Below are 13636 nucleotides of genomic sequence, written 5' to 3'. Positions count from 1 at the left end.
CGATCGGGTGCTACTGCGTGGCAGCCGCCGCGTGCTGCGCCCGGCTCACGTCGTACACGCCCGGCACGTTCCGCATCGCGCGCATCAGCCCGGGAAGGCGGGCCGCGTCCGGGAGTTGCAGCGTGTACGTGTGGCGTACGCGCTGCTGGCTGGGGGGTTCGACGGTGGCCGAGACGATCGCGACGCCCTCCAGGGCGATGGCTTCGGTGAGGTCGGCGAGCAGATGCGGGCGTCCGAAGGACTCGGCGACCAGCGTGACCCGGCACTCGGTGGTGTCGCCCCAGCGCACCTCCACCTCCGCGCGCCCCGAGCTCTTCATGCGCGCCACTCCGGCGCACTCCACGCGGTGGACGGTCACCACTCCCCCGCGTACGGCGAAGCCGGTCACCTCGTCGGGCGGTACGGGCGTGCAGCAGCCCGCGAGGCGTACGGAGGCGCCGGGCTGGTCGACGACGACGTTCGCGGTGGCGGGGCGGGCGGCAAGGGCGTCGGTGGGGCGGGCGGCGGACGCGTCCGTGGGGCGGGCCGCGGGCGCCTCGGCGGACGGCCTGCGGGCCGCGGCCGGGGTCTCGCTGGTCTCCGGGGCCTCCCGGGCCACCGGTTCCTCCGTGGCGACGGGTGAGGGGTGTGCGGCCAGCCAGCGCTGGATGGCGATCCGCGCGGCGGGCGTGTGCGCGTGCTCCAGCCACTCTCTGGAGGGCTCCGAGGCGGGGTCCTGACCCATGAGGAGCTGCACGGTGTCGCCGTCCTTCAGGACCGTACTGAGCGTCGCCAGGCGGCCGTTGACGCGGGCGCCGATGCAGGCGTGCGCGTCCTCGCCGTACTGCGCGTAGGCGGCGTCCACACAACTGGCGCCCTCCGGAAGGCCCAACGAGCCGCCGTCGGCGCGGAAGACGGTGATCTCGCGGTCCTGGGCGAGGTCTTCGCGCAGCGTGGACCAGAACGTGTCCGGGTCCGGGGCGCCCTCCTGCCAGTCGAGGAGCCGGGAGAGCCAGCCGGGGCGGGTGGGGTCCACCCGCTCGCCGTCCACCGGGCGCCCGCCGACACCCGGCCGGCCCTCGGACTGCTCGTCCGACTGCTCCTCCGAAGGAGGAGCGTAGGGATTGCCGAGGGCGATGACCCCGGCCTCGGCGACCTTGTGCATCTGGTGGGTGCGGATGAGGACTTCGGCGATCTCGCCGTCGCCGCTCGCGACTGCCGTGTGCAGCGACTGGTACAGGTTGAACTTGGGGACCGCGATGAAGTCCTTGAACTCCGAGACGACCGGGGTGAGACAGGTGTGCAGTTCGCCGAGGACCCCGTAGCAGTCCGCGTCCTCGTTCACGAGCACCAGGAGACGTCCGAAGTCGGCACCGCGCATGGGCCCGCGTTTGCGTGACACGCGATGCACGGAGACGAAGTGCCGTGGCCTGATGAGGACTTCGGCCGGGATCCCGGCCTCGCGCAGGACCGTGCGCACCTCCTCGGCGATCTCGGCGAGCGGGTCGCTCGCGCGAGAGGCGTTGTCGACGATCAGTTCCCTGGTGTGCTCGTACTCCTCGGGGTGCAGGATCGCGAAGACGAGGTCCTCCAGCTCGGTCTTGAGCGCCTGGACGCCGAGCCGTTCGGCGAGCGGGATCAGCACGTCCCTGGTGACCTTGGCGATGCGCGCCTGTTTCTCGGGGCGCATGACGCCGAGCGTGCGCATGTTGTGCAGCCGGTCGGCGAGTTTGATCGACATCACGCGGACGTCGTTGCCGGTGGCGACGAGCATCTTGCGGAACGTCTCGGGCTCGGCGGCCGCCCCGTAGTCCACCTTTTCCAGCTTGGTGACGCCGTCCACGAGATAGCAGACCTCGTCGCCGAACTCCTCGCGCACCTGATCGAGGGTCACTTCCGTGTCCTCGACGGTGTCGTGGAGCAGGGAGGCGGTCAACGTCGTGGTCTCCGCGCCGAGTTCGGCGAGGATCAGGGTCACGGCGAGCGGGTGGGTGATGTACGGCTCACCGCTCTTGCGCATCTGGCCGCGGTGCGAGGACTCCGCCAGTACGTAGGCCCGGCGCAGCGGTTCCATGTTCGCGTCGGGGTGGTGCGCGCGATGTGCCTCGGCCACGTGACCGATCGCGTCGGGCAGCCGGTCGCGGGGCGTCGTGCCGAGCAGCGCGGCGCGGCCGAGGCGGCGCAGGTCGATCCGGGGACGGCTCTTCCTGCGGTGCGATGGGGGTGCCCCCTGCTCATGGGGGTCCCCCCGCTCGAGCGAAGTCGAGAGTGGGGGAGAGGCCGAGAGCTCGGGGGAGGGCGTTGCAGGGGCTGGCGTCGCGGGGTTCGTCGCCTCCGCACTCATGGGCACCTCCGGCTGCGTAGACCGGCGGACGGGGTGCCCCATGGCGTACACGGCTCAGGGGTTGGTCCCGATTCCCCCGTCCGGGCCGGTGCTTGATGCTACCGAGCCCACCACGCCCGGCTGACCGCCTCTCGCCGAGCGTGAAACGGATCACCCATTCGAGCGAAGGTTCAGGGGGTTTACGGACGCGAGGTTTTGGAAGGAACCGAGGTTACGACATCGTCCGGAACGTCCATTCGGAAGACGTCCGTTCAGAAGACGTCCGTTCAGAACTGGACGGTGCCCAGCCACTCCGCGTCGAACTCGCCCTCGGCGACGATCACCGCGGGGCCGGTCATCTCGATCTCGCCGTCCGGGCGCTCGGTGATCACCAGACGGCCGCCGGGCACGTCGACGGTGTACGTCGACGCGGTCCCCGTCACGGCCGGGTCGGCTCCGTCACGGCGGGCCGCCGCGACGGCCACGGCGCACGCGCCCGTACCGCACGACCGGGTCTCCCCGGAGCCGCGCTCGTGGACGCGCACGGCGACGTGCTGCGGTCCCCGGTCCACCACGAATTCGACGTTCACCCCGTCCGGGTAGGCCGCGGCCGGAGCGAACGGCGGCGGCGTGAACAGGTTGCCGGCGTGCGCGAGGTCGTCCACGAAGGCGACGGCGTGCGGGTTGCCCATATTGACGTTGCGCGCGGGCCAGCTGCGCTCGCCGACGCTCACGGTGACGTCCCCTTCGGGGAGGACCGCCTTGCCCATGCCGACGGTGACGGCTCCGTCCTTGGCGAGGTGCACGCTCTTCACGCCCCCGCGCGTGGCGACCGCGATGTCTCCCTCGGCCACGTGTCCGGCACGCTGGAGGTAGCGCGCGAACACCCGCACTCCGTTGCCGCACATCTCCGCGACCGAGCCGTCGCCGTTGCGGTAGTCCATGAACCACTCCGCTTCGGCCGCCATCTCCTTGGCCTCGGGGTGCGCGGCGGACCGAACGACATGCAGCAGACCGTCGCCGCCGATGCCCGCGCGGCGGTCGCACAGGGCGGCCACGGCGGTCGGGGGCAGGTCGATGGCGTTCTCCGGGTCCGGGACGATCACGAAGTCGTTCTCGGTCCCGTGCCCCTTGAGGAAGGCGATCCGCGTGCTCATCCCTCGATCCTAAGGGGTCGGTCCGACACACCCCGGTCCCGGCAGGGGACCCAGGTGAAGGAGGACCTCAGCGGAGGCGGGCGACGCGCCCGACGGCGAGTACCGCCACCGCCGCGACCACCACGACGTACGCGAGCACGACACGCCAGTCCAGACGGCGGCCGGTGCCCCGCGGCGGCAGGCCCGGCCAGACGTAGCCGACCCGGCGGGCGGCCATCATGCCCCAGCCCGCGGCGCACGAGCAGATCAGCAGGCCGAGCATGGCGACCACCGCACCGCCGTCACCGAACTCGAAGGCGAGCGGGAAGGCGAACATCAGGGAGCCCGTCGCGGCCAGGATGACGATCGGCGCGAGCTGCCAGATCCGCAGTCGACGCTGCGGGCGCAGCTCGACCTCGACCTCGGGCGGCACCATCTCGTCCGGTGCCGGCCCGTCGGCGCTCACACCGCCGGAAGGCTCGTCGGGCCCGTCGGAGCTCAGCGGAGCGGCGCCGCCACCGAGCAGCTCACCGTCGCCGCCCAGCAGGTCCCCGTCAGGGCCCAGTCGACCTCCGACGAAATCCTGACGTTCCAGCGGTTCCAGCGGTTCCAGCCGTTCGTGCGGTTTCTGCTGCTCCTGCGCGGTGTCGTGCTCCGCGTCCTGTGCGGTGTCGCGAGGGCCGGCCTCCATCGCCACGCGCCCTCCCAACTCGGACTCCACTTGGTCGATCGAAGCTCGATGATGGCACGGCGCCGAAGGCCCGGACGGCGGCCGGAGCGTCCCGATGCCATGACGTGATCAGGCTGTGACCGGTCGTTCGACCAACGCCAGGGCGAGCTGCGGGAGTTCTGTGAGATCCGCCGCAGCGCCGCTCAGCCAGTGCACCCGGGGATCGCGCCGGAACCAGGAGTCCTGACGCCGCGCGAAGCGTTTGGTGGCGCGTACGGTCTCGGCGCGCGCCTCTGCGTCGGTGCACTCCCCGGCGAGCGCCGCGAGCACCTGCTGATACCCGAGCGCCCGCGATGCCGTACGCCCCTCACGCAGTCCGTGCGCCTCCAGCGCACGCACCTCCTCGACGAGCCCCGCCTCCCACATTCGGTCGACGCGGCGCGCGATGCGGTCGTCGAGCTCGGGGCGCGTGACGTCGACGCCGATCTGCAGGGTGTCGTAGACGGAGTCGTGGCCGGGGAGGTTCGCGGTGAAGGGCTTTCCGGTGATCTCAATGACCTCGAGGGCGCGGACGATACGGCGGCCGTTGCTGGGCAGGATCGCGTGCGCGGCCTCCGGATCGGCCGTGGCCAGACGCGCGTGCAGCGCTCCGGAGCCACGCAGCGTGAGCTCCTCCTCCAGCCGGGCTCGCACCTCGGGGTCCGTGCCGGGGAACTCCAGATTGTCCACGGCCCCACGGACGTACAGCCCGGAGCCGCCCACCAGGATCGGCCAGCGGCCGTCGGCGAGCAGCGCGTCGATGCGGGCGCGAGCGAGCCGCTGGTACTCGGCGACGCTGGCCGTGACGGTCACGTCCCAGATGTCCAGGAGGTGGTGCGGGATCCCGCCGCGTTCCTGCGGCGTCAGTTTGGCGGTACCGATGTCCATCCCTCGGTACAACTGCATGGAGTCGGCGTTGACGACCTCGCCGCCGAGCCGTTGGGCGAGGTAAACGCCCAGATCGGACTTACCAGCGGCGGTCGGTCCTACGACGGCGATGACCCGGGGGGCGGGGGGTGCGCTACTCACCGCCCTAGTCTCGCAAACCTCGGGGCCTCTCCTCGAACGAGCTACGTGACGCCACGGGCCCGGGGTCGTTGCCTGTTGCGAGGTTCCAGCCGCCGGTTTTCGAGAGCCGGTGACCCGTGCGACGCAATGGGACGCACCGGGTGACGCGGAATTTCGCCCTCACGAGTAACGTATGGAGTGGATATGGGCGTTTTTGCACGACTTCTTGGAAGGTCGAAGGCTACGGAGGAGGCGTCAACCGCCGCGGTGCAGGCCGACACACAAACGGCCGATACCGAGGTGGAGGTGACGGAGGAGGCGAAGGGTTCGTCCGAGAAGTCCGAAGGCTCCGAGAGGCCGGGAGGCTCCGAGAGCGAAGGCGGGGCTGCGGCGACCGAGCCCGCGGAGGCCACCGCCAAGGATGACGTCGAGATCCCCCAGCAGCAGACCGCCGAAAAGGCCGCGGACAACGAGGCCGGCGAAAGCGCCCGCACGTAACTGTCCCGCGAGGGAAGGTGGACCATGAGTCTCCTGGACAATTTGAAAGCCAAGCTGGCACCCGCCAAGGACAAGGTCTCGGACCTCGCGCAACAGCACGGGGACAAGGTCACGCACGGTCTGGACAAGGCCGCGAAGGTGGTCGACGAAAAGACCAAGGGCAAGTACAGCGACAAGATCCAGACGGGCACGGGCAAGGCCAAGGGCGCCATGGACCGACTCGCGCACAAGGAATCCGACGGCGCCACGCCGCCGCCGGACGTGCCCCCACCGCCTCCGACGCCCTGACGGGCACACATCGGCACATATCGGCACACATCGGCGGACGGCCGCGGAGCACATCGAGCTCCCGGCCGTCCGCCGTGTCCGGGCTACCGTGTCCGGGCCGCTGTATCAGGGCCACCGAGTCCAGCCGGCCGTATCGAGGCTCGGCTCTGCCGGCTGGCGGCCTTCTCGGCCGCAGCCCCAGGACCGCTAGGCCCCCCCCCGTTATCTTCTTCGCGGTTCCGCAACGGGACCGCTGGCCTCCGGGCCCGGCATGGCTGTTCCCCCCTGTCGAACGGATGACCTGGGGGGTGGTGTCACCGGGCCCACGAGGCGCCGTTGGAGACGCTGATGAGAGGTCCGACTACCGCCTGGCCGAGCGCAATGCCCGGCCGTTTTCGGGCGGCAGGTCTGCATAACGTGGATGCGCGCATACGACGCCGAAGCCCTGGCCAGCACCGCACGAACCCCGTTCGGGAGGACGGCTTGTACGACATCGACGACGTGGGCGTCTTCCTCGGCCTGGACGTAGGCAAGAGCGCCCATCACGGGCACGGCCTCACCCCGGCCGGCAAGAAGGTCTTCGACAAGCAGCTGCCCAACAGCGAGCCGAAGCTGCGGGCCGTCTTCGACAAGCTGGCCGCGAAGTTCGGCACCGTGCTGGTGATCGTGGACCAGCCCGCCTCGATCGGAGCCCTGCCTCTGACGGTCGCCCGGGACGCTGGCTGCAAGGTCGCCTACCTGCCCGGACTCGCGATGCGCCGGATCGCCGACCTCTACCCGGGCGAGGCGAAGACCGACGCGAAGGACGCCGCGGTCATCGCGGACGCCGCCCGGACCATGCCGCACACCCTGCGCTCGCTTGAGCTCACCGACGAGATCACCGCCGAACTGACCGTGTTGGTGGGCTTCGACCAGGACCTGGCAGCCGAGGCCACCCGCACCTCCAACCGGATACGCGGCCTGCTCACCCAGTTCCACCCCTCGCTGGAACGCGTCCTTGGCCCACGCCTGGACCACCCCGCGGTGACCTGGCTGCTGGAACGCTACGGCTCTCCGGCCGCGCTGCGAAAAGCCGGACGCCGCAAGCTCGTCGAGGTCACCAGACCCAGAGCTCCACGCATGGCCGAGCGGCTGATCGACGAGGTCTTCGATGCCCTGGACGAACAAACCGTCGTCGTTCCAGGCACGGGCACCCTCGACATCGTCATCCCCTCCCTTGCCCGTTCGCTCGCCGCCGTCCATGAACAGCGACGAGCCCTTGAAGCGCAGATCGGGCAGTTGCTGGAGGCTCACCCTCTTTCCCCGGTCCTGACCTCGATGCCCGGGGTTGCGGTCAGGACCGCCGCCACCTTGCTGGTCACCGTCGGCGACGCAACCAGCTTCCCCACCGCCGCCCATCTGGCCTCCTACGCCGGGCTCGCCCCGACGACGAAGTCTTCGGGAACCTCGATCCACGGCGAACACGCGCCCAGAGGCGGCAACCGGCAGCTCAAACGGGCGATGTTCCTGTCCGCGTTCGCCGCCCTGCACGATCCCGCCTCCCGTTCCTACTACGACCGCTGCCGAGCTCGCGGAAAGACCCACACGCAGGCCCTCCTCCGCCTTGCCCGACAGCGGATCAGCGTGCTGTTCGCGATGCTCCGCGACGGCACCTTCTACGAACCCAGAACCCCACGCCTCGCTTGACGAAGGACATAGAGGCACCCCCCCCGGGACCGCTAGGACCCTAGGACTCCCAGAACCTCGACGACCCCTAGGACCCCTAGGCCCCTTAGGACCAGGCCGCCACCAGGTACCCCACCCCGTAGGGCGCGTCCTCGTACAGCAGGGCGCCGCCCAGGTCCGCACCCTCGGCCGCGCCCGCGAGGACCTGCCAGGGGGCCCGCCCGGAGACCTTCAGTTCGTACGCCAGCTCGGCGTCCAGCGCCTTCAGGGCCGCCAGGTCCGCCGCACCCAGCGCCCGCGCGACCTCCGCGTCGAAGCCCGTCGCGCGTTCGTCGAGATATCCGGGTGCCTTGAGCGTCCGGCACGCGCTGGCGTCGCCCATCACCAGCAGGGCCACCCGGTCGGCCCGCGCGACGATCCCCGCCCCGGCCTGGACGCACCGCTCGACCTCGAGAGGTTCCCCCACTCCAAGGCCTTCGACGGGGGCGTCGGACCAGCCCGTGCGCTCCAGCAGCCAGGCGGCGACGGCGAGCGAGGGCGGAAGCGGACGCTCCGGCGCCCCGGCAGGCGACGCCCCTCCCCCGAGGCGCACGTCGAGGTCCACACCGAACCCGCGGAACGAGCCCGGCGCCCCCTCCGGGAACGGCCCGCGCCCGCTCTCATCGGCCGGCCCGACGACGACCAGCAGGTCGGGGCGCGAGGCTGCCAGCACCCCCAGAGCGTCCGTGCAGGCCGCGCGCGCGGCGGCCAGTTCCGGTGCCGCACCGGCGGCGACCTCGGGGACGAGCAGCGGCGGACAGGGGCAGACTGCGGCGGCTACAAGCATGATCGGCAGCGTAACCCCGCGCGGCCGGTCCAGGAGCCCCCCGTCCCGGGGTCAGTCGCAGCCGCACCCACTGCCGGTGGCGACCGGCAGCGGCTCCGGGGCACCGATCTTCGGCAGCCCCAGCATCACACCGGCGGGCTTCGGCGCCTCGGCCGCGTTGCGCTTCTCCCAGGCGTCCCCCGCGCGCGTGCGGCGCACGTCCAGGACGGCGCCTTCGGCGAGCAGGTGGTGCGGGGCGGCGTAGGTGACCTCGACGGTGACCACGTCGCCGGGGCGTACTTCCTGGTCGGGCTTGGTGAAGTGGACCAGGCGGTTGTCGGGGGCACGGCCGGAGAGGCGGTGGGTGGCGCCGTCCTTGCGGCCCTCCCCCTCGGCGACCATCAGCTCCAGGGTGCGGCCGACCTGCTTCTTGTTCTCGTCCCAGGAAATCTGCTCCTGGAGGGCGACGAGACGCTCGTAGCGCGCCTGGACGACCTCCTTGGGGACCTGGTTCTCCATGGTGGCGGCCGGGGTGCCGGGGCGCTTGGAGTACTGGAACGTGAACGCCGCCGAGAAGCGGGCCTCCCGCGCCACGTGCATGGTCTGCTCGAAGTCCTCCTCGGTCTCGCCGGGGAAGCCCACGATGATGTCGGTGGTGATGGCGGCGTGCGGAATGGCGGCGCGCACCTTCTCGATGATCCCGAGGTAGCGGTCCTGCCGGTAGGACCGACGCATCGCCTTCAGGACCGGGTCCGAACCGGACTGCAGCGGCATGTGCAGCTGCGGCATCACGTTCGGAGTCTCGGCCATGGCGGCGATCACGTCGTCGGTGAAGTCACGGGGGTGCGGGGAGGTGAACCGGACCCGCTCCAGGCCCTCGATCTGCCCGCAGGCCCGCAGCAGCTTGCTGAACGCCTCGCGGTCGCCGATGTCGCTGCCGTACGCGTTGACGTTCTGCCCGAGCAGGGTGATCTCGGAGACGCCCTCGCCGACCAGTGCCTCGATCTCGGCGAGGATGTCGCCGGTCCTGCGGTCCTTCTCCTTGCCGCGCAGCGCCGGGACGATACAGAAGGTGCAGGTGTTGTTGCAGCCCACGGAGATGGAGACCCAGGCCGCGTACGCGCTCTCGCGGCGGGTCGGCAGCGTGGACGGGAACGCTTCCAGCGACTCGGCGATCTCGACCTGCGCCTCTTCCTGCACGCGGGCGCGCTCCAGGAGGACCGGCAGCTTGCCGATGTTGTGCGTACCGAAGACGACGTCCACCCAGGGCGCCTTCTTCACGATGGTGTCGCGGTCCTTCTGGGCCAGGCAGCCGCCGACGGCGATCTGCATCCCGGGGCGCTTCGTCTTCATCGGCGCGAGGCGGCCGAGGTTGCCGTACAGCCTGTTGTCGGCGTTCTCCCGGACGGCGCAGGTGTTGAAGACGACGACGTCCGCGTCCCCGTCGGACCCGTCGGGCGCGCGCACGTAACCGGCGCCTTCGAGGAGCCCGGAGAGCCGTTCGGAGTCGTGGACGTTCATCTGGCACCCGTAGGTGCGCACCTCATAGGTCTTGGGTTCCTGAACGTCCACTGCCTGACTCCGGTCGCTGCTGCTGGTCATGCCTCCAAGGGTAGGCGGTTTCGGGAGAGCCCCCGTCCGAGGGTTTCGAGGAGCGGGCCGAGCCCGACCACGAGGTCGGCGGCCGTCCCCACCGGGCCGAGGGGGCCCGTGATGCAATGGGGCACCACAGAACTGATCTCGGGGTGGAGTGAGGCGTGTTGAGCGACGGTGGGGCCGATGTGGAGAGTTTCCAGCCTCTGGAGGACGGCGATCCCCGGGTCGTCGGCGGCTACCGGCTGGTGGCACGGCTCGGGTCCGGGGGCATGGGACGGGTCTATCTCTCGCACACGCCGGGCGGGCGGGCCGTCGCGGTCAAGGTGATCCGGCCGGAGCTGGCCGAGAACGCCGAGTTCAGGAAGCGGTTCCAGGCCGAGGTGGCCGCCGCGAGCCGGGTGCACGGGCTCTACACGGCTCCGGTCGTCGACAGCGACACCGGAGGGTCGATGCCGTGGTGCGCGACCGCCTATGTGCCGGGGCCCTCCCTCGCCGACGCGGTACGCGATCACGGGCCGCTGCCCCTCGACACCGTGCTGCGGCTGATCGCCGGTGTCGCGGAGGCCCTGCAGGCGGTGCACCGCGAGGGCATCGTGCACCGGGACCTCAAGCCGTCGAACGTGCTGCTCGCCGCCGACGGCCCGCGGGTCATCGACTTCGGTGTCGCGCGGGCCGCGGACGCCACGTCGGTGACGATGAGCGGCACGGCCCTCGGAACCGTCGCCTACATGGCGCCGGAGCAGGTGCTCGGCGGGGATGCCATGCCGTCGGCCGACGTGTTCGCGCTGGGGCAGACCGCGGTGTTCGCGGCGACGGGCGGCGCCGCCTTCGGGGACGGGGATCCGCACGCGGTGCTCTACCGGGTGGTCCACGAGGAGCCCGATCTCAGCCGCGTGCCGGTGGAGATACGGGAGCTGGTGGCGCTGTGTCTGCGCAAGCCCGCCGCCGAGCGGCCTTCCGTCGAGGAGGTCATACGCTCCGTCCAGACCATCCAGGCGAATCTCGGTGCCGAAGCGCGGTCCGCGTCCGGGGCGTGGCTGTCGGGTGAGCTGGCGGCGGGTATCGCGGCTCGGGCCGAAGGCGCCGATCGGGCCCGGGTGGAGGCGGCTGCGGACGCTCACGCTTCGGGGACCTCCGGGGCTGCGGAGGCTGCGGGAGCTGCGGGGGCTTTCGGACCCGCTGGATCCGGCGCCTTCGGTCCCGCCGGTCCCGGTGGTCCCGGTGGTCCCGGCGCTTTCGGGCCTCCGATGGCCTACTCCCCCGCCGCGCCGTCCCATGCCGCGCTGCCCGGACCCTTCGTGATGGGGCCGGGGGCCGCGCCGGGCCCGTACGCTCCGCACCCCTGGCAGCAGCCGCAGGAACCGGACGCCGCACAGACCTCCTCGGTGGGCACGGGCGGCAAGGGCCGCAAGGCCCGGGGCTGGGTATGGGCGGTAGCCGCGGTCGTACTCGTCGCCGGTGGGGCGGCCGCCGCGCTGCTGCTCGTCCCGCGGGACGGCGGCAAGAACGACAACCGGGCTCAGGACGTCGCCGCGTCGCACTCGGCCACGTCCGCGGAGGCTTCGCCGTCGGCGTCCGGCTCCCCGTCACCCCGGGCCTCGAAGAAGCCCAAGACGGCCAAGTCCGCTCTGCCGCCCAGCCCTTCGGGGCCCCCGACGCCCACGCGGACCGCTGCCTCGGCTCCTCCGACCGTCGCGTCCAGCAAGCCCGCGGCACCGACGGCCCCCGTCCCGGTGACGTACTCCGGGATCCGGATGACCGCGAGCCACGACCTGTATCTCGCGGACACTCCGGTGCGGTCCAAGGCGGACACCGGGACCTCCGACGAGGATCTGACGTATGCCGTCTACTCCTCGGGGGCGGTCCTCGCCCCCGGCACCGACTCCGGCAGCTCCCTCGCCCTGCTGCCCGTGGGGCGGCAGGGAAGCCTGGACGCGTGCAAGGCGGCGACCGGCTACAAGAGCTACATCTGGGTCAGGGACCTCACCGTCGGCCAGCAGATGTGCGTGGTCAGCGGGACGGGGCACGTGGGGCTCGTGACGTATCGGGGTTCGTCCGGGACGACGTACGCCACCTTGGACGTGAAGGTCTGGCGCAACGCGGCCTAGGAGCGGACCTCTTCATCCCGCACCCGGTCGTCGCACCATGAAGACGTCGATCGGGTCCTGAACCTCCACGGTGAACCCGTGGCGCTCGTACAGTCGCCGGGCGGCGCTGCCCTGCAGGACGTTCAGACGGACGGGCAGGCCGTCGGTGTCGGTGCGGTCCAGCAGGGCGCGCAGGACGGCTGAACCGAGCCCCCGGCCCTGCAAGTCCGGGACGAGATAGAAGTGCTCCAGCCACAGCCCGTCCTCGGCCGGCCTCAGCGTGACACAGCCCGCGAAGTCGCCGTCGACGATGACGACCGACGTGTGCCCCGGGGAGAAGGACTCCCGCAGCCGCCGGCGGACCCGGCGCTCGTCGAACCGGCCCAACCGCTCCAGGTCCGGGCGCATCACCGTCGCCCGCAGCTCGGCGATCACCTCGACGTCCGCCTGCTCCGCGGAGCGCAGCGCCCATTCCATGGAACGGCCCGATCCTCGAACCACCGCTTGGCCTGACCCGTTCCCGGGCAGCGCCCGCCCGGGCCTTGTCAGGTCCGCCCCCGCACTCGTGTCCATGGTGGGAGTCTCTCAGTGGCCTGCCGAGACGTTGAATCCTCATCCCGAAGGGGCCGAAGTGACCGAAGTACCCGGAGTACCCGAAGCGCTCGAAGTTCCCGAAGAGACCGGCGACGGTGACGCGTCCCGGTGGTCGCGTGCCGAAGCCTTCCTGCGTGCGCGGGGAACCGCCGAGATGCCGCATCCGGGCGGCACGCTGCTGGAGCACCTCGGCCGTGTCCGACGGCTCCTGGCCGACTGGGGCGGTGACCCCGCGATCCAGGCGGCGGGGCTGTGCCATGCCGCGTACGGAACCGACGGCTTCGACCCGTACCTGCTGCCGGTCGCCGAGCGGGCGACCCTGGCGGAGCTGATCGGCGACCGGGCCGAGGCACTGGTGTACCTGTACGCGAGTTGCGACCGCGGCGCCGTCCTTCCCCGGATCGGGGGAGATCGGCCCGTGGTCTTCCGTGATCGCTTCACCGGCCGCGAGCACATCCCCGCGGACGACGACCTGCGAGCGTTCTTGGAGATCACCGCCGCCAACGAGCTCGACGTACTGGCCCACAACGCGGAACTGGCGGAGCGGTACGGCCCGTCCCTGTACCGGCTGTTCACCGGAGCGGGCGACCTGCTGTCCGCCCCGGCCCGGGACGCCTGCGCCCGGCAGCTCGGCCCGCACGCCGCGCTCCCGGATCACTGATCGCTCAGGCACTCAGCGCTCAACCTCATCGCTCATCGCTCATCGCTCATCAGTGATCGCTGATCGCTGATCGCTGATCGCTCATCACTGATCACCGAGTTCGACCGACTCGTACCGACCACGGCCGCGGGCGGAGCCCGAACACTTCAGGTCAGCGAACACTTTTACCCGTCACTGATGGCATGCCCCGGTCAAATCTGCCAGGCTTCCCGCAGCCGTAGCCCTGACCACAGGGAGACGCAACGGAAATCTCACCCCAGCGATCGCGCAAGCGATGCGCGCAGCCCCCGGTTGCCCCCGGCGCACCC

The 13636-nt window shown here is 71.2% G+C and carries 12 protein-coding genes; 5 read left to right on the top strand and 7 right to left on the bottom strand.

Annotated features, from left to right (window positions below):
- Nucleotides 1-10: 10 nt before the first annotated feature.
- From FNV62_RS36940 to miaA, 4 genes are all read right to left on the bottom strand, one after another.
- Nucleotides 11-2323 (bottom strand): RelA/SpoT family protein, encoded by a 2313-nt coding sequence (locus FNV62_RS36940; RefSeq protein ID WP_143609377.1) that lies wholly within the window; start codon nucleotides 2321-2323, stop codon nucleotides 11-13.
- Between the two features lie 266 nt (nucleotides 2324-2589).
- Nucleotides 2590-3459: a diaminopimelate epimerase gene (dapF, locus tag FNV62_RS36935; RefSeq protein ID WP_143603125.1), complete on the bottom strand. Its 870-nt coding sequence runs from the start codon at nucleotides 3457-3459 to the stop codon at nucleotides 2590-2592.
- A gap of 67 nt (nucleotides 3460-3526) precedes the next feature.
- Nucleotides 3527-4129 (bottom strand): hypothetical protein, encoded by a 603-nt coding sequence (locus FNV62_RS36930; protein WP_186003233.1) that lies wholly within the window; start codon nucleotides 4127-4129, stop codon nucleotides 3527-3529.
- A gap of 108 nt (nucleotides 4130-4237) precedes the next feature.
- A complete protein-coding gene (miaA, locus tag FNV62_RS36925) occupies nucleotides 4238-5176 on the bottom strand; it encodes a tRNA (adenosine(37)-N6)-dimethylallyltransferase MiaA (RefSeq protein WP_143603124.1) in 939 nt (312 codons plus the stop codon).
- A 183-nt stretch (nucleotides 5177-5359) separates the two neighbouring features.
- On the opposite strand from miaA, the gene FNV62_RS36920 reads away from it, so the two are divergent.
- From FNV62_RS36920 to FNV62_RS36910, 3 genes are all read left to right on the top strand, one after another.
- A complete protein-coding gene (locus tag FNV62_RS36920) occupies nucleotides 5360-5653 on the top strand; it encodes a hypothetical protein (protein ID WP_143609375.1) in 294 nt (97 codons plus the stop codon).
- Nucleotides 5654-5677: 24 nt separating this feature from the next.
- Entirely contained in the window at nucleotides 5678-5941 is a 264-nt protein-coding gene (locus tag FNV62_RS36915; protein ID WP_097286505.1) for an antitoxin, read from the top strand.
- A 462-nt stretch (nucleotides 5942-6403) separates the two neighbouring features.
- Entirely contained in the window at nucleotides 6404-7606 is a 1203-nt protein-coding gene (locus FNV62_RS36910; RefSeq protein WP_143608937.1) for an IS110 family transposase, read from the top strand.
- An 85-nt stretch (nucleotides 7607-7691) separates the two neighbouring features.
- Here FNV62_RS36910 and FNV62_RS36905 read toward each other — a convergent pair whose 3' ends face one another.
- Both FNV62_RS36905 and miaB read right to left on the bottom strand, forming a co-directional pair.
- Nucleotides 7692-8411 (bottom strand): class III extradiol dioxygenase subunit B-like domain-containing protein, encoded by a 720-nt coding sequence (locus tag FNV62_RS36905; protein WP_143628382.1) that lies wholly within the window; start codon nucleotides 8409-8411, stop codon nucleotides 7692-7694.
- 51 nt (nucleotides 8412-8462) lie between these two features.
- Nucleotides 8463-9992 (bottom strand): tRNA (N6-isopentenyl adenosine(37)-C2)-methylthiotransferase MiaB, encoded by a 1530-nt coding sequence (gene miaB / locus FNV62_RS36900; RefSeq protein ID WP_097286503.1) that lies wholly within the window; start codon nucleotides 9990-9992, stop codon nucleotides 8463-8465.
- Between the two features lie 155 nt (nucleotides 9993-10147).
- Here miaB and FNV62_RS36895 point away from each other — a divergent pair, with 155 nt between their 5' ends.
- Nucleotides 10148-12094 (top strand): serine/threonine-protein kinase, encoded by a 1947-nt coding sequence (locus FNV62_RS36895; protein ID WP_143609373.1) that lies wholly within the window; start codon nucleotides 10148-10150, stop codon nucleotides 12092-12094.
- Nucleotides 12095-12106: 12 nt separating this feature from the next.
- On the opposite strand, the gene FNV62_RS36890 is transcribed toward FNV62_RS36895, so the two are convergent.
- Nucleotides 12107-12550: a GNAT family N-acetyltransferase gene (locus FNV62_RS36890; protein WP_143603121.1), complete on the bottom strand. Its 444-nt coding sequence runs from the start codon at nucleotides 12548-12550 to the stop codon at nucleotides 12107-12109.
- Nucleotides 12551-12704: 154 nt separating this feature from the next.
- Between FNV62_RS36890 and FNV62_RS36885 the strand changes: the two genes are divergently transcribed.
- Nucleotides 12705-13328 (top strand): DUF6817 domain-containing protein, encoded by a 624-nt coding sequence (locus FNV62_RS36885; RefSeq protein ID WP_205521772.1) that lies wholly within the window; start codon nucleotides 12705-12707, stop codon nucleotides 13326-13328.
- The last annotated feature ends 308 nt before the right edge of the window (nucleotides 13329-13636 follow it).

The organism is Streptomyces sp. RLB3-17, assembly GCF_007113425.2.
GTDB classification, from domain to species: Bacteria; Actinomycetota; Actinomycetes; order Streptomycetales; family Streptomycetaceae; genus Streptomyces; species Streptomyces mirabilis_D.
The sequence above is the reverse complement of the archived record's forward strand: the minus strand, read 5'-3'. Positions and strand labels throughout refer to the sequence as shown.